The sequence below is a fragment of the Marinobacter sp. LM1 genome, assembly GCF_042763285.1.
GTDB classification, from domain to species: domain Bacteria; phylum Pseudomonadota; class Gammaproteobacteria; order Pseudomonadales; family Oleiphilaceae; genus Marinobacter; species Marinobacter nauticus.
Window position 1 is genome coordinate 91,673 of the sequence record NZ_CP114373.1, and the last position, 15,532, is coordinate 107,204.

At 60.0% G+C, this 15,532-nt stretch carries 12 protein-coding genes and 1 pseudogene; 8 read left to right on the plus strand and 5 right to left on the minus strand.

Annotation, left to right across the window (positions count from 1 at the left end; all coding sequences use genetic code 11):
* Positions 1 to 2 precede the first annotated feature (2 nt).
* From OZ656_RS00375 to OZ656_RS00405, 7 genes and pseudogenes are all read left to right on the plus strand, one after another.
* A complete protein-coding gene (locus OZ656_RS00375; RefSeq protein WP_022991812.1) occupies positions 3 to 1,373 on the plus strand; it encodes a TRAP transporter large permease subunit in 1,371 nt (456 codons plus the stop codon).
* Between the two features lie 56 nt (positions 1,374 to 1,429).
* Positions 1,430 to 2,209 carry a 3-hydroxybutyrate dehydrogenase gene (locus OZ656_RS00380; RefSeq protein WP_022991813.1) on the plus strand — a complete coding sequence of 260 codons (780 nt, stop codon included), beginning with the start codon at positions 1,430 to 1,432 and terminating at the stop codon, positions 2,207 to 2,209.
* Positions 2,210 to 2,225: 16 nt separating this feature from the next.
* Entirely contained in the window at positions 2,226 to 4,214 is a 1,989-nt protein-coding gene (locus OZ656_RS00385) for an acetoacetate--CoA ligase (RefSeq protein WP_278351382.1), read from the plus strand.
* Between the two features lie 174 nt (positions 4,215 to 4,388).
* Positions 4,389 to 5,948, plus strand: a complete 1,560-nt coding sequence (locus OZ656_RS00390; protein ID WP_278351381.1) for an S-type pyocin domain-containing protein — start codon at positions 4,389 to 4,391, stop codon at positions 5,946 to 5,948.
* A complete protein-coding gene (locus OZ656_RS00395) occupies positions 5,948 to 6,205 on the plus strand; it encodes a bacteriocin immunity protein (protein WP_106694168.1) in 258 nt (85 codons plus the stop codon). The genes OZ656_RS00390 and OZ656_RS00395 overlap by 1 nt, the downstream gene beginning before the upstream one ends.
* A 77-nt stretch (positions 6,206 to 6,282) precedes the next feature.
* Positions 6,283 to 6,540 (plus strand): annotated as a pseudogene (locus OZ656_RS00400) (acetoacetate--CoA ligase); the annotation flags it as partial.
* A 465-nt stretch (positions 6,541 to 7,005) separates the two neighbouring features.
* Positions 7,006 to 9,249: an NADP-dependent isocitrate dehydrogenase gene (locus OZ656_RS00405; RefSeq protein ID WP_011783670.1), complete on the plus strand. Its 2,244-nt coding sequence runs from the start codon at positions 7,006 to 7,008 to the stop codon at positions 9,247 to 9,249.
* A gap of 75 nt (positions 9,250 to 9,324) precedes the next feature.
* Here the strand turns inward: OZ656_RS00405 and OZ656_RS00410 are convergent, their stop codons facing one another.
* Genes OZ656_RS00410 through OZ656_RS00430 form a run of 5 tightly spaced genes read right to left on the minus strand, consistent with a single transcriptional unit; the run spans position 9,325 to position 14,153 of the window.
* Positions 9,325 to 10,518 (minus strand): cation:proton antiporter, encoded by a 1,194-nt coding sequence (locus OZ656_RS00410; RefSeq protein ID WP_121208062.1) that lies wholly within the window; start codon positions 10,516 to 10,518, stop codon positions 9,325 to 9,327.
* Between the two features lie 4 nt (positions 10,519 to 10,522).
* Entirely contained in the window at positions 10,523 to 10,993 is a 471-nt protein-coding gene (gene ybaK / locus OZ656_RS00415) for a Cys-tRNA(Pro) deacylase (protein ID WP_199452047.1), read from the minus strand.
* Between the two features lie 60 nt (positions 10,994 to 11,053).
* A complete protein-coding gene (locus OZ656_RS00420) occupies positions 11,054 to 12,358 on the minus strand; it encodes a DSD1 family PLP-dependent enzyme (RefSeq protein ID WP_199452046.1) in 1,305 nt (434 codons plus the stop codon).
* A gap of 2 nt (positions 12,359 to 12,360) precedes the next feature.
* Positions 12,361 to 13,770: a D-arabinono-1,4-lactone oxidase gene (locus tag OZ656_RS00425; RefSeq protein WP_379944878.1), complete on the minus strand. Its 1,410-nt coding sequence runs from the start codon at positions 13,768 to 13,770 to the stop codon at positions 12,361 to 12,363.
* Positions 13,771 to 13,772: 2 nt separating this feature from the next.
* Positions 13,773 to 14,153, minus strand: a complete 381-nt coding sequence (locus OZ656_RS00430; RefSeq protein WP_227548776.1) for a cytochrome c5 family protein — start codon at positions 14,151 to 14,153, stop codon at positions 13,773 to 13,775.
* Positions 14,154 to 14,288: 135 nt separating this feature from the next.
* Between OZ656_RS00430 and OZ656_RS00435 the strand changes: the two genes are divergently transcribed.
* Positions 14,289 to 15,512: a sensor domain-containing diguanylate cyclase gene (locus tag OZ656_RS00435; RefSeq protein WP_153739727.1), complete on the plus strand. Its 1,224-nt coding sequence runs from the start codon at positions 14,289 to 14,291 to the stop codon at positions 15,510 to 15,512.
* Positions 15,513 to 15,532: the final 20 nt, after the last annotated feature.

Genomic DNA, 15,532 nt, shown 5'->3' on the forward strand with positions numbered 1-15,532 from the left:
TCATGGGTGTAGAAGCGATTCTTGTTATCGCCATGTTCGCCAGCTTCATGGTGCTCCTGCTGCTGGGGTTCCCGGTAGCCTGGTCACTGGCGGGTATTGGTCTTGTGTTCGCCATTGTCGGACACGTGATGGTGGAGTATTTCGACTCCCCGCTCTGGTTTACCTGGCAAGGCACCATGGGGGTGCTGGATGCCAGAATCTACGGCATTGTCGCCAATGAATTGATGGTGGCGCTGCCGATGTTCATTTTCATGGGCATCATGCTGGACCGCTCCGGCATTGCCGAGAAACTGATGCACAGCCTGGTGCGGGTGCTTGGCCCGCTGCGTGGCGGTTATGCCATCACCGTGGTGATTGTCGGCGTGCTGCTGGCCGCCTCCACCGGTATTGTCGGGGCCTCCGTGGTCTTGCTGGGCATGTTGTCCCTGGGGCCGATGATGCAGGCCAACTACAACAAATCCCTGGCCGTGGGCACGGCCTGTTCCGTGGGTACCCTGGGTATCCTGGTGCCACCCAGTATCATGCTGGTGCTGATGGCGGATCGCCTGGGTACCTCAGATGCCTCGGTTGGCAAACTGTTCATGGGGGCGCTGATTCCGGGCATCATGCTCGGGGCCATGTACATCCTGTACATTCTGATAGCGTCGTTCCTGAAAAAAGACCTGGCGCCTGCGCCGAAGAACCGGGAGCCGCTGGATGCTCGGGCCTGGCTGGATGTGCTGAAGGCGGTGCTGCCACCGATGGCCCTGATCATTGCCGTATTGGGCTCGATTTTCTTCGGCATTGCCACTACCACAGAAGCCTCGGCCGTGGGTGCCGGTGGCGCCATGTTGATGGCCTTTGTCAGCAAGCGCCTGGACATGGCCACCCTGAAAGAATCCCTGTACCAGACCAGCCGCACCTCGGCCTTCATCTTCGGCATCTTTATCGGTGCCACGGTGTTTGCCTCGGTGCTGCGTGGCCTGGGTGGTGACGAGGTGATTGAAAGCGCCATTACCGGGCTGCCTTTCGGTACCACCGGGGTCCTGCTGACGGTGCTGTTCATCACCTTCCTGCTCGGTTTCTTCCTGGACTGGGTGGAAATCACCCTGATCATTCTGCCGCTGGTGGCGCCGGTGCTGTTCAAGATGGGCGTGGAGCCGGTGTGGTTTGCCATCATGTTCGCCATCTGCCTGCAGACCTCGTTCCTGACGCCACCGGTGGGTTTCTCACTGTTCTATATCAAGGGCGTGTGCCCGCCGGGCATCACCACACGGCATATCTATCTGGGCGTGCTTCCGTTTATTGCTCTGCAGTTGCTGGCGCTGGCCCTGGTGTTCTGGTTCGAGCCGCTGGCCACCTGGCTGCCCAACGAGGTATACGGAGGGGGCTGACCGGCCCTCCTTGCGGATTCCAATAACAATTCCAATCCTGAAAGGAGACTGTGACCATGCGTCTTCACAATCAAGTTGCCCTGATTACCGGCGCCGGCCGGGGCATTGGCCGCGCCATTGCTGAACATTACGCCCGCGAAGGGGCCCGGGTGGCGGTGGCAGACCTGACCCTCGAAAGCGCCGCCGACACCGTGGCAGCCATTGAACAGGCCGGCGGCACGGCCCTGGCCCTGGCCATGGATGTCACCGACGAACAGGCGGTCGACCAGGGCGTGGCTACCATCGTTCAACACTGGGGCAGGCTCGATGTCGCCCTGGCCAATGCCGGTATCCAACATATCGACCCGGTGCACAAGCTGGCCTACGCCGACTGGAGCAAGGTGATGAACGTGCACCTGGACGGGGCCTTCCTGGTGACCCGGGCGGCCCTGCGCCAGATGTACGCCCAAGGTGGGGGTACTATGCTCTATATGGGCTCGGTACACTCGGTGGAAGCGTCGCCCCTGAAAGCGCCCTACGTCGCCGCCAAGCACGGCATGCTGGGCCTGTGCCGGGCGGTGGCGAAAGAAGGTGCGGAGCACGGGGTGCGCAGCAACATCATCTGCCCCGGCTTTGTGCGCACACCGCTGGTGGACAAGCAGATACCGGAGCAGGCCAAAGAGCTGGGCATTTCCGAAGAAGAAGTGATCAGCAAGGTCATGCTCAAGAACACCGTGGACGGGAAGTTCACCACCCTGGAAGACGTATCAGAACTGGCGGTGCATCTGGCCGCCTTCCCGTCCGCTGCCCTGACCGGCCAGTCGATCGTGGTCAGCCACGGCTGGCATATGCAGTAATTTTCTGGAGAGACGGATGAGCAACACAGAACAATCACCGGTTGTCTGGACCCCGGACCAGGACACCCTCACCCGTTCCCGCATGGGCCAGTTCAAGGCCTGGCTGGAGCAACAGGGCTTTGGCCCCTTTGATGATTACCACGCCCTGCACCAGTGGTCGATTACCGAACTGGACACCTTCTGGCAGAAGGTTTGGGACTACTGCGGCCTGGTCTGCGAGACACCGGCCAAACGGGTACTTGGCAACCGGGAAATGCCCGGTACGGAATGGTTCCCGGGTATGAAGCTGAACTTCGCCGCCAACCTGCTACGGCTGGCGGACGGCGACCATGCTGATAAAGAAGCGGTGGTGGCCTACTGCGAAACCCGCCCGGTACTGCGCCGGACCTACGCCGAGCTGAAAGCCGACGCCGGTGCCCTGGAAGCCTTTCTGCGCAGCAAAGGCATCCAGAAGGGCGACCGCGTGGCGGGTGTGGTCACTAACGGCTACGAAGCCCTGGTCGGTATGCTGGCGGCTACCAGCCTGGGCGCGATCTGGAGCTCCGCATCACCGGACTTTGGCATCGGCGCCATCAACGACCGCTTTGGCCAGATCGAGCCCTCAGCCCTGATTGTGGTGAACGGCTACGGTTATGGCGGCAAAGTGTTCGCGCGCCAGGACGACTTCGCACAGCTGATCGCCGGCCTGCCGTCCCTGAAGGTGGTGGTCAGCATTGCTCAACTGCCCGATGAGGCACCGATCCCCGGCGAACTGGTTACCACCTGGGAGGATGCCCTCAAGGCCGGCGAAGGCCAGGCGCCCTCGTTCACTCCGGTCGATCCGGATCACCCGGTGTACATCCTCTACTCCTCCGGCACCACCGGCAAACCCAAGTGCATCGTGCACGGCACCGCCGGCTTGTTGGTCAACCACGCCAAGGAACTCATGCTCCATGGCGATGTTGGCCCGGAAGACCGCTTCCTGTACTTCACCACCTGCGGCTGGATGATGTGGAACTGGCAGGCCTCTGCCCTGATGACCGGCGCCGCCGTGATCACCGTGGATGGCTCCCCGGGTTACCCGAACCTGAACTTCCTGTGGGAAACCGTGGCCAAAGAACGGGTCACCCACTACGGCACCAGCGCCCGCTTCATCGCCGGCTGCCGCAAAGCTGAACTGCAACCGGCGAAAACCCTGGACCAGAGCCACCTGCGCGTGGTGTTCTCCACCGGCTCCCCGCTGTTGCCCGAAGACTACGACTGGATCTATACCGACGGTGCTCCCAACGTATTGCTGGGCTCCATCGCCGGTGGCACCGACATCTGCGGCTGCTTTGTGGGATCAACACCACTGTTACCGGTACGAAGAGGCGAAATCCAGTGCCGCTTCCTGGGCGTGGACGCGGTCGCCTACGGCGACGACGGCCAGCCGGTCAGCGAAGGCCGGGGCGAACTGGTCTGCCGCCAACCGTTGCCCTCGATGCCCGTCAGCTTCTGGCAGGACCCGGACGGTGAACGCTACCGCGATGCCTACTTCAACACCTTCCCCGGCGTCTGGGCCCACGGCGACTTCATCGAATTCACCGAACACGGCGGCGCCATCATCTACGGCCGCTCCGACGCCACCCTCAACCCCGGCGGCGTCAGAATCGGCACCGCTGAAATCTACCGCCAGGTGGAAACCGTTGACGCGGTCAAAGACAGCCTGGTTGTCGGACGCCAGATCGACGGCGACGTGGAAGTGGTCCTGTTCGTAGTCCCGGCCGACGGCCAGACTGTAACCGACGACCTAATCAAAACCCTGAAAACCCGAATCCGCGAAGGCGCCAGCCCCCGGCACGTACCCAAACACATCGTGGAAGTGCCCGACATTCCCTACACCCGCAGTGGCAAAAAGGTGGAACTCGCGGTGGCCCGGCTGGTCAATGGCTCAAGTAAAGCGGACAACCGGGATGCCCTTGGCAATCCGGAAGCCTTGGACCGGATACGTGAGCGGTTGGTGGAGACTGGTTTGCTCGCAAGGTGATTTGATCTGCCAGGGATGGCCATGAATGCAATGCTTCTGGTTAGCGAGGGCCGGCTTACGACTTAGTACCACGAGAGTTCCGGATGTAGGCTTGGACTCGCTCGGTGATTCAGGTACATTTGCCAACACTACAGGCATGGATTGTGCCGATTAATACTTTGTGGAAACACGGACGTGACCAAAATAGCAGACCCGCACTCGCTTGCGCTTCACGAAGCGTTGATGATCGAGGGTGGCTGGGACCAGTACTCCGATAAGGAACTGGCCAGCTATCTCCCGAGTTCCAGTTATACCCCTGCCCGTATACGAGACCAGCTTGCCAGTGGCGAGCTGGTGTTGCTGAAAGAAATCCCGGCGGTTCCCGTCTTCAGGCTGATTTCCGGGAGTATTGTTCCCGCGGAAAGTGCCTCTGGAGCCATTGCCGAAAGTGCGCTCACCGCCTTAACAACACGATTCGAAAACAAGCAGCCATTTCGTTCAGGCGCCGCTGGGCAAGCCCACGCCGATAGCTTGTCGCCACCGACGAAGCTCGACTATACGCCGGAAGCTCCGGTGATTGAACCGGCCACCGCGCCTTTACCTCCGCCTGTGGTGATCTCAGAAAACTTCGGGCTCCCGCCCCTGGGTCCCAAGGTGTTTGCCAAGTCCTGCACCCGCCCCTCCGGGGATACCGACAGTAATGAGGGCGAGGAAAAGGCCAGCAACTTCGGCACATTAGCGATGCTCGCCCCCGCCACGGTCACCAGCCCTGGTGCAAACGGTTTGCGGCCGCTGGGCCTGATCTCCGGCTCGGCAATGAGACTGGCAAAAGGCTGGGCCATGGCCGCCCGCGTCGGGGCCAGTGTGCTGAGTACTGCTGCCAGTTCAGTGCTTTTGGCTCTCTGGCCATCCAAGCTCGGAGACGGCACCCTTTACACGGAGGAAGAACTCCGAGAAATGACCGAGGCGGCCATTCGGGTACGCTTTCATCTGCACGTGGATGCCACCGGGAACCTCCGGGTGGCTGGCTATCACGTTAACGACAGCACCGGATACAAAGACCGGGTTCCGGTTGCTCACGCAGAGCTCGTGGGCGAGAATTTTGAAGTGGTGGTTGATGACGACTTCACCCTTGTATGGTACCCGGATGACAGCGGCCACCGCCCGGTAGTGAGCATCGAATACCCGGCGGATTCCGGTATTGATCCCTACAGCATTCTGGTGACACCCATCCAGGATGATGGCCAGGAACATTCGCCACCCGGCTACCAGCAGCCCTTTGAGGATCAGGTTGAGCTGATCGTGAGCTTTCCGGCGGACAGCGGGATTGAGCCGTTGTATTTGGTTTTCCGGAAGACTGCTCGCGATGAACGAGGGGTGGTCACTGGAAGTGGAGAAGAAATTACCGGAATCTGGTTAGAGAATGCCTCAAGAGATCTTGGAGCGCCGATACCTGCGCAGATTGCGGATCGGCTCAGGGGGCGTGAATTTGCGAATTTTGACCGGTTCCGTGAGGCCTTTTGGCTTGAGGTGGCAAAGGATACGGAACTCATGGGGCAGTTCAGTTCTCGAAATCAAAAAACCATCAGGGCCGGCAGAGCTCCTTTTACAAGGCTTAATGATCAAGCCGGAAAAAGGAACCGGTTTGAAATTCACCATGTAGAAGAAATAGGAAACGGGGGCGCCGTATACGACGTTGAAAATTTGAGAGTGGTAACCCCCTTCAGGCATATTCAGGTCCACCGGAGGACATAATGAAACTGCAAAAAAAACGATTGAGTGACTATACCGAAGAAGAGTTCATTGCTGCTCTAAACTGGTTTTGGAATGAGGATATTACTGAAGATGAGGAAAGTCAGTTTGTTGACCAATTCAATGAGCTGGTTGAGCACCCTGCAAAAAGCGATTTGATTTTCTATCCAGAGACTGACCGCGAGGATTCTCCCCAAGGCATCGTTAATGAGATCAAGAGGTGGTACCACGAAAAGGGAAGAGTCTGTTTTCGTGAGTAGGGATCAAAGTATCAGAGCCTGTCAATAAATCTGGGTAACATTCCAACTAGGTATGGCCCCCCGTCATCAACGTCGCCGGCCAGACTGTCACCGACGACCTGATCAAAACCCTGAAAACCCGAATCCGCGAAGGCGCCAGCCCCCGGCACGTACCCAAACACATCGTGGAAGTGCCCGACATTCCCTACACCCGCAGTGGCAAAAAGGTGGAACTCGCGGTGGCCCGGCTGATCAACGGCTCCAGCAAAGCCGACAACCGGGATGCGCTGGGCAACCCGGAAGCGCTGGACCGGATTCGGGAACGTTTGGCGCAAGCAGGGTTGTTGCCTGGCTGATTCTGAATAAAGGGGAATGTGAAGTGTGCCGATATGGGCTGTTTTGTCGACAAAAAAGCCCATATTTGCGAACTCTGCGACGATGAAATTGGACTACCCGTACAGCGTTTGGGCGTGGCAGGGGGAGAGCTTTCCAAAACCTTGCGGAGCCATGGATGGCGGAGCAGAGCGTACAGGGAGGTATTCACAGCGTGTTTTGGAAAGCTCTCCCCCTGTCACGCTTACCCCATACCTGATAAATGTTAGAAAGTTTCGTAAATTCCCGCCATTTCATCGTCCTGTCACGGAAGATCAGGCATTTTAAGTCCGTTCTTATACTAAGATCGTAACCAAAATTTTGTAAAAAATGCTATCTTAGTAGGTCTATCAAAAGTTCCGAATCAGTCACTGGCCCGACCGGACGTTCACAAGACGCCCGACCGCGCCATGACCGTCCTGAACCCACCCAATAGCCTGAGGACGAAAATGACATCATCCAAAGCCAAGATTGTCTACACGTTGACCGACGAGGCCCCCGCCCTCGCGACCCGGTCACTGCTTCCCATCCTGGAAACCTTCGCCAAGCCGGCTGGCATCGACTTCGAAACCAGCGACATCTCTCTCGCGGCGCGTATTCTGGCAGGCTTCCCGGACTACCTTGAGGAAGACCAGCGGGTTCCGGATGCCCTGGCTGAATTGGGTGAGTACACCAAGGATCCGGACGCCAACATCATCAAACTGCCGAACATCTCTGCCTCCATCCCCCAGCTGCGTGCCGCCATCAAAGAACTGAACGAGCAAGGCTACAAGGTGCCCGAGTACAAGGAGCACCCGGAGACCGACGAAGAGAAAGAAATCCACGCCCGTTACAGCAAGGTGCTGGGCAGTGCCGTTAACCCGGTACTGCGTGAAGGTAACTCCGATCGTCGCGCGCCGGCCGCGGTCAAGGCCTTCGCACGTAAGTACCCGCACACCATGGGCGAATGGAGCCCGGCTTCGCGTACCCACGTGGCGCACATGCGCGGTGGTGACTTTTACTCCAGCGAGCAGTCCGTGACCCTGGACAAGGCCACCAACGCCCGCATCGTGTTCGAGAACAAAAAGGGCGAGCAGACCGTTCTGAAATCCGACCTGCCGCTGCAGGAAGGCGAAGTGCTCGACGGCATGTTCATGAGCAAGAAGGCGCTGGTGAAGTTCTTTGAGGACGCCATCGCCGACTGTGAGAACACCGGCGTGATGTTCTCCCTGCACGTGAAAGCCACCATGATGAAAATCTCCCACCCGATCGTGTTCGGTCACGCGGTGAAGGTTTTCTACAAGGAACTGTTCGACAAGTACGGTGAGCTGTTCCAGGAAATCGGTGTTAACCCGAACAACGGCCTGTCGTCCGTGATCGAGAAGATCAAGCAATTGCCGGAATCCAAGCAGGAGCAGATTCAGGAAGACCTGCACGCGTGCTACGAGCACCGTCCGGAAATCGCCATGGTCGATTCTGTTAAAGGGATCACCAACCTGCACGTGCCGAGTGACGTCATTGTCGACGCCTCCATGCCGGCGATGATCCGTAACTCCGGCAAGATGTGGGCCCGTGATGGCAAGCTGAAGGACACCAAGGCGGTGATGCCGGAGTCCACCTACGCCACCATCTACCAGGAAGTGATCAACTTCTGTAAGACCCACGGCGCGTTTGATCCCACCACCATGGGTACCGTTCCGAACGTGGGCCTGATGGCGCAGAAAGCCGAAGAGTACGGCTCTCACGACAAGACCTTCGAAATGAAGGAAGACGGTGTCGTGCGCGTTGTGGCCGAAGACGGCACTGTCCTGACCGAGCACAAGGTTGAGGAAGGCGATATCTGGCGTGCCTGCCAGACCAAGGATCTGCCGATCCGCGACTGGGTCAAGCTGGCGGTTAACCGTTCCCGCTCCAGCGGCATGCCGGCTGTATTCTGGCTGGACGATGAGCGTGCCCACGATGCCCAGCTGATCAAGAAGGTCAAAACCTACCTGGCTGAACTGGACACCGAAGGTCTGGACATTCGCATCATGTCTCCGGTTCGCGCCATTCGCTGGACCATGGAGCGTCTGATTCGCGGCCTGGACACCATCTCTGTCACCGGCAACGTGCTGCGTGACTACCTGACCGACCTGTTCCCGATCCTGGAGCTGGGCACCAGCGCCAAGATGCTGTCCATCGTGCCGCTGCTGAACGGCGGTGGTCTGTATGAGACCGGTGCCGGCGGTTCCGCACCCAAGCACGTACAGCAGCTGATTCAGGAAAACCACCTGCGCTGGGATTCCCTGGGTGAGTTCCTGGCCACCGCGGTGTCTCTGGACGAGCTGGGCGAGAAGCAGAACAACGAGCGTGCCCGCCTGCTGGGCCAGACTATGGACAAGGCCACCGAGCGACTGCTGGAAAACAACCAGTCTCCGTCGCGGGTAACCGGCGAGCTGGATAACCGTGGTTCACACTTCCACCTGGCCCGCTACTGGGCGGAAGAGCTCTCCAAACAGGATGAAGACAAGGAATTGAAAGAATTCTTCACCAAGCTGTCTGCCCAGTTGGAGGAGAACAAGGACAAGATCCTGGAAGAAATGACCGTGGTGCAGGGCCATCCGGCCGATATCGGTGGTTACTACCATCCGCCCATGGAGAAGGTGTGCGAGGTTATGCAGCCGAGCGCCACTTTCAACAAGATCCTGGCCGAGGCACGGGATTCCGTGAAGTAAGGCCAGTGTTTCAGCCGGGCCATGGGCCCGGCATGAATCCCCGAAACCCGGTGCGCTTGAAGCTCACCGGGTTTTTTATTGGTCTGGCTCTTCCTGGTAGCCCTGTCCGGTTTCACCGGCCTTGCGTAGCTGAAGCAGCGTCATTGGCGGGCCGATCAACTCGAATACCACCGTAGCGCCAATCACCAGAGGCAGAATGTAGCCAAGCTCCGGCAGCCGTTCGGTGGCCACCAGGGCGAGGCCAAGGGCAACGCCGGCCTGGGGCATCAGGCAGGCACCGATACGTTGCCGGGTTTCCGGAGCGGAGCCGGCGAGCAGGCCGCCCAGGTAGCCACCGGCCAGCCGGCCGCCAATGCGGGCCAGTACATAGGCCAGGCCAAGCGCACCGAGGGTGGGTAGCGCCAGCCAGTCGAGCTGGTAGCCGGCCATGAAGAAAAACAGTGCCAGGAAGGGCTCGGAAATGCCTTCGATGGAACGGAACGGCCGAACGTGATGTCGGGCTCGGTTCGCCACCACAATGCCCAGAGTCATGCAGGTCAGCAGGTACGACAGGCCAAACCAGCTGGCCAGCCCCGCCGCGACAAAGACAAACCCGGCGGATTCCAGCAGCATGGGTTCACCCGGCCGTAGCCGCCCTGTCAGCCAGGCCATGGGAAACCCCAGTACCATACCCAGCAGCACCGAGCCTGCCACTTCCCAGAGCCCGTGCAACATGGCCGTGGGGCCGCTCAGGTCGCCGTTGCCCAGCAACAGACCGGCCGCCACCAACAGAACACTGAACAGTATGGCGCCCCAGGCATCGTCGATGGCGACCACCTGAAACACCAGCCGGGTGAGCGGACCGTTGGCGCCCGCTTCGCGCAGGACATCCAGGGTCGCTGCCGGTGCCGTGGCGGTGGCGATGCCGCCCAGCAGCAGAGCTGCCGGCAGGTTGCCGGTGACGGCCCAGACCGCCAGGATGACGGCCATGGCGGTCAGCAACGTGACGGCCAGGCTGACAATCAGCGCTTCTTTTCCCTGCCTGAGATCCCGTGCCGACATCCGTTCACCCAGCAGAAACCCCACCATCGCCAGGGTTAACTGGGTAATCAGGCTGAAGCTCTGGTCTGCGTTATCCGGCAGCAGGTCAAGAAGATCCGGTCCAGCCAGGGCGCCCAGCAACAGCAGCAGGGTCACCCGGGGCACGTGTACCTTCTGGCCCACGGCGTGCGCAGCGAGTGCCAGCAGCAGGGTGCTACCGATAAGGATCAGGTCGCTGGCGTGATTCACCCCCTTACTCCTGTTGCAGCGGAGCGAACCGGGCCTGGGTCAGTCGGGCCAGATCGGCGGGTGCCAGTTCGATTTCCAGGCCCCGTTTGCCGGCACTGACAAAGATCGTTTCGAAGCCCTCGGCAGACTGGTCGATGAAGGTTTTCAGAGGTTTTTTCTGGCCCAGGGGACTGACCCCACCCAAGACGTAGCCGGTGGTGCGCTGCACCAGCTGTTTGTCGGCCATGACGGCTTTCTTGGCGCCGGCAGCCTTGGCAATCTGTTTCAAACCGAGCATGGCGGTGACCGGTACGATGCCCACCGCCAGATTCTTACCATCGAGGCTGACTACCAGGGTCTTGAACACCTGGGCCGGGTTCGCACCGATTTTTTCCGCCGCTTCCTCCCCATAACTTTCCGCAGCCGGATCGTGCTCGTACTCGTGGATGGTGTAGTTCACCCGGGCTTGTTTGGCGGCGTTGATTGCAGGGGTCATGACGGTTCCTGTTGGTTGGATCGAACGTAGCACCGATTAAAGCATGTGCCGCCAACGAGTTCATCCTTCCCGGAACACCGGCCAGCGGTCGGTAATCGCTCCCCGGGTCGGATCGAAGACGGCCAGGTCTCCAAACTGCAGGAAGACCGATTCGCTCTGGTGCGGCCGCAGGAACACCCGGTCGCCCTCTGCCAGATCGAGCCCATCGGCGAAATTCAGCATTTCCTGATTACTGGATCGGCCGTAGACCGGATTATCGGTTAATCCTGCCGGTGACACCGGCGTTGCCGGCCAGTTGCCGCCGTAGATGAAGGCCGTGCGGGCCCGGTTCGGGTTCCACAGCGCCTGCAGCCGGCCCAGCCCGGGTGCGCCGGGAATCCGGGTGGTTTCCAGCAGTTTGAGGACCGGTGTGGCAATGAACGCGGCGGGCAGATGACCGGCCAGCGTCGGCAGGTCGAAATCCGTGGGCATTACCAGGCCGGACCCGGCGGAGAGCTCATTCACGGGCAGCTCTCCGGACAGGCCGCGATAGAGCTGATAGGTGGTGGAGCCGCCGCTGTTGAACGTGAGGCCTGCCAGGGAACGCCCCAGATGTTGCTCGGCGGTGGCCACATAGTCCCGATACCGAGCCATGGCCCGGTCCCGCAGCCATGCTGCTGGCCCCGGTGCCTTCATGATATGAGGTTCGTAGCCCATGAATCCGCTGAAACTGAGCCAGGGCGAGTGGTCAATCGTGGTCAGGGCCCGGGCCAGTTCGCCGGTATCGGTGAATCCGCCCCGATGCAGGCCAATATCGATCTCGAGATTGATACGCAGCCGGCGTTGCTGTGACCGGGCAAAACCTTCATAGGCTTCAAGCCGCTGCCGGGAATCCACCAGCCATTGCAGTTGCTGTTCTGGCCGGAAACCGTTGGTGCTGGATGTCAGCTGCTGGTAGAAACGGTCAACGGCGGCCACCGGAAGCGGCTTGCCCATCAGCACATCCGCCTGAGGCAGGGCCTCGGCCACGGTGTTGAGAAAGGGTTGGTGGAATACCATCAGCCGGTTACTGCCGGTAGCCACCATGATCCGTTGCAGAAGCGGCAGTGACGGCAGTGATTTGACCACAATGCGGTAATGGTATTCGCCGTTCAGATGGCTGTTCAGGGCCGACAGGTTGTGCTCCAGTCTGGCCTGATCCAGCACCAGTGTGGGGGTTGCCAGGCCGGCTTCAGTAAGGGCGGCGTCCAGAGCCCGGAAATAGGGGTGATGACCGTCCCGGCGGGCTTCTGGTCGCAACCAGGCCAGGGCGCCGGCGGCACCCAGGGCGGTGGCGCCAAGCAGAAGCCGGCGGCGTTGTCGAACAAAGGCATCACTGTGGGCCATGGTTACGCTCTCCCTCCGGTCGTCTCGAACAGGCCGGCCAGGTAAGGGTTGAGAAACCGTCCGCCCGGGTCCAGGCTGCGCCGCACGTCCAGAAAATCCTGCCACCTGGGATACAGGGCCCGGAAATCGCCGGACTTGAGGGTGTTGAGTTTGCCCCAGTGGGGCCGGCCGCCGTGCCGCAGCAAAATGGGCTCCAGCGCTGCGAACATGGGTTGATAGTCTTCCTCGAAGAACCGGTGTACCGCAATGGAAACGGAATCACGCTGGTAAAACGGGCTGAGCCAGGCATCGTCGGCCTTCACAAAGCGAACCTCGAAGGGAAAGAACACCTCGGGAAACTGTGCTTCCACTACAGACACAATCTCCCGGAAGGCCGCCTGCCAGTTTTCCCGCGGCAAATGGTATTCCATTTCATTGAAACGGACATTGCGGTCGCTGGTGTAGTTCTGCCAGGACGCGGCCACTTTCACTTCTTTGTCCAGGGAGCGGATATAGCCGCCCAGGATCAGCCGGCGTAACCGGGGCGACCAGGCCAGGTAGTCCCGCGCCCGTTGAAGATCCCGGGCGCCGTCGTTCTGGTCCAGCTGGGTGGTGGCCGATACCGGTTCGTCGGTCAGATCATGTTGACTGGTAAAACCCATGCCGGAGAACGGAATGTAATAGAATTCGTAGTTGCGATGCTGGTCGGTGCGGGCATCGGCAGAATCCAGAATATCCTCCAGCGGTAGCCACTCGGTGGTCTTGCGCAACCGGTAAGGTCGGGTGTTCTGCAGGGTCACGTCGGTCACAATGCCCAAGCAGCCGAGGCCAACCCGGGCGGCGTGGAAAATCTCCGGGTGCTGGTGCCGGCTGCATTCCAGCAGTTCGCCCCCGGCGGTCATCAGCGTGAGGGCTTCGACATAGCCGGACAGGCTCATCAACCCGGCGCCGGTGCCGTGGGTCGCGGTGGCCAACAGCCCGCCCAATGCCTGTTGATCAATGTCCGGCATGTTGAACAATGCCTGGTTGATGGCGTCCAGCGGCCGGCCCACCTGCCCGAGCAGGGTTCCGGCAGCGATGCGGGCCTGGCACTGCTGATCATCGTGGCTCAGAACACCGGTCATGCGCGCCAATGAGACCAGAATGCCGTCGGTGGGTACCAGGGCCGAGAATGAGTGCCCGGACCCCACGGGCCTTATGGTAGTCCCCACATGGTCAGGGTTCTGCAGCAGATGCCGGAGCTCGTCAATGTTGGCCGGAGCAATCCGGTTTTCGGGCAGGCAGGTCTGGGAGCCGGACCAGTTTCGCCACGGCAAAGGACTTTGTGATAGCTCGCCCGCAGCCGGTAAGGCGCTCTCCCTGGCGTTGGCACCGGTCAGATGGCTGGCGATGGCAGTGCTGACCAGTAACTGCAGGAAATGACGCCGTTGCATCGTCAGTGGTCCTCCGCTTCGGCGGGTGTGGCCATAAAGCGAATCAGCTGGCGGAACTGCTCTGCGTTGCAGTCCATACAGAGCCCGTAGGGTGGCATGCCACCGATGCCAGAGAACACGTTATCCACGAGGGTTTCCATACCTTTGGCCAGCCTTGGCTGCCAGGCCTCGCCGTGGCCGGTCAAGGGAGCATCCGAGGTGCCGCGGGCGTGACAGGTCTGGCAGGATCGCTGGTAAACCGCGGCCAGTTCCGGGCTCGCCGGGCTGCTGTTGGCAGCATGGGCCTGAATGGCAGCGGATGGGCTGTGACCGCCATTACAGGCAGCCAGGCCGATGGTAATAGTGGCCACAAAGGCCCGAGTCAGATGCTGGTGCAATCTCATTCTTGTTATCCATAACGCGATTATGTGTCACGTTTAGTGTCATCGATCCCGACTGAAACTGCAAATCCTTCTCGACTCATGAGTCGTAACTGTCTATTTTTTGTATAGGAAGCTTGAGGCGACAAGGAAATTGGCATGCAGCCAGAACGGCCGGATTATTCGGGGCTGACCCGACTGAAGGAAAGACACAGTCCGCGAAGACGGGCGCTTTGGACAACACTGGTGTATCTGGTGGCCGGGCTTATCTGGATTACCTTCTCGGATCGTATCGTCGAGCTCTGGTTTCCAGATGCCCGCATGTTGTCGTTGGTACAGACGTGGAAAGGATTTCTGTTTGTCGTGGTGACCGGCCTGGTGCTGTTCACAGTGATTCTGCGCCAGCTCCACAAGGATCGCCTGCTGCTGTCCCTGCAAGCCGACCAGCGCCGCGCACTCCGCCGCCGTGAACGACAGCTGACGGTGCTGATGGATAACCTGCCGGGTATGGCCTACCGCTGCCTGCCCGACGAAGACTGGACCATGTTGTTCGTATCGGCCGGGTGTGCCGATCTCACGGGGTATCAACCTAATGAGTTGATTCGTAATCGAACCACCAGCTACGCGGCCCTGATGGATGAGGAAGATGCCGGACAGGTCGCGCAGGAAGTGGAAGCGGCGGTCCGCAAAGATGAGTCCTTTTCCGTCGAGTACGCCATTACCCGCAAGGACGGCCGGAAGATATGGGTCTGGGAGCGGGGCTGCGGTGTGCTGGATGATGACGGCACCATGGTGCTTGAGGGCATTATTCTGGATATTTCCGACCGCAAGCAACTGGAAAACGAGCTCGAAGCACTGGCGACGCGGGACTCACTGACCGGCGTGCTCAACCGCCGGGAGTGCTCACGGGTGCTGATCGAAGAGCTGGAGCGGGCGCGTCGGTACAACCGTCCCCTCGCGTTATTGTGGATCGACTTTGACCACTTCAAGGAAATCAACGATACCTGGGGTCACGCTGCAGGGGATTCCGTGCTCTGTTCCATCAGCAGTCTGCTCGAGGACAGCGTCCGCAGTGTTGATACCCTGGGCCGTTTCGGGGGCGAGGAGTTTGTCCTTATTCTGCCAGAAATGGACGTTGCGGAAGCGGAGGAAACGGCAGAGCGGTTGCGCCAGCGTGTCTGTAATCAGCCGGTGGCCCTGGAATCCGGCCACAACATTCGATTGACCATCAGTATTGGCGTGGCGGTCTTTCCCGACCATGGCGATACCCTGGATGCACTTTGCGCTGCCGCCGACAAGGCGATGTATCGGGCCAAAAAACAGGGTCGGAACTGTATCGCCATGGCACAGGCGGTTCAGCCAGTCCATAATGGTTTCAGATAGTCACGTTTTCCGGCCCCGTT

Excerpts from the sequence above, each read along its gene's own strand:
- OZ656_RS00375 (WP_022991812.1), top strand. The coding sequence starts at position 3 with ATGGGTGTAGAAGCGATTCTTGTTATCGCCATGTTCGCCAGCTTCATG.
- OZ656_RS00430 (WP_227548776.1), bottom strand. The coding sequence starts at position 14,153 with ATGAGATTGCACCAGCATCTGACTCGGGCCTTTGTGGCCACTATTACC.
- OZ656_RS00385 (WP_278351382.1), top strand. The coding sequence starts at position 2,226 with ATGAGCAACACAGAACAATCACCGGTTGTCTGGACCCCGGACCAGGAC.
- OZ656_RS00425 (WP_379944878.1), bottom strand. The coding sequence starts at position 13,770 with ATGCAACGGCGTCATTTCCTGCAGTTACTGGTCAGCACTGCCATCGCC.
- OZ656_RS00395 (WP_106694168.1), top strand. The coding sequence starts at position 5,948 with ATGAAACTGCAAAAAAAACGATTGAGTGACTATACCGAAGAAGAGTTC.
- OZ656_RS00405 (WP_011783670.1), top strand. The coding sequence starts at position 7,006 with ATGACATCATCCAAAGCCAAGATTGTCTACACGTTGACCGACGAGGCC.
- OZ656_RS00435 (WP_153739727.1), top strand. The coding sequence starts at position 14,289 with ATGCAGCCAGAACGGCCGGATTATTCGGGGCTGACCCGACTGAAGGAA.
- OZ656_RS00420 (WP_199452046.1), bottom strand. The coding sequence starts at position 12,358 with ATGGCCCACAGTGATGCCTTTGTTCGACAACGCCGCCGGCTTCTGCTT.
- ybaK (WP_199452047.1), bottom strand. The coding sequence starts at position 10,993 with ATGACCCCTGCAATCAACGCCGCCAAACAAGCCCGGGTGAACTACACC.
- OZ656_RS00380 (WP_022991813.1), top strand. The coding sequence starts at position 1,430 with ATGCGTCTTCACAATCAAGTTGCCCTGATTACCGGCGCCGGCCGGGGC.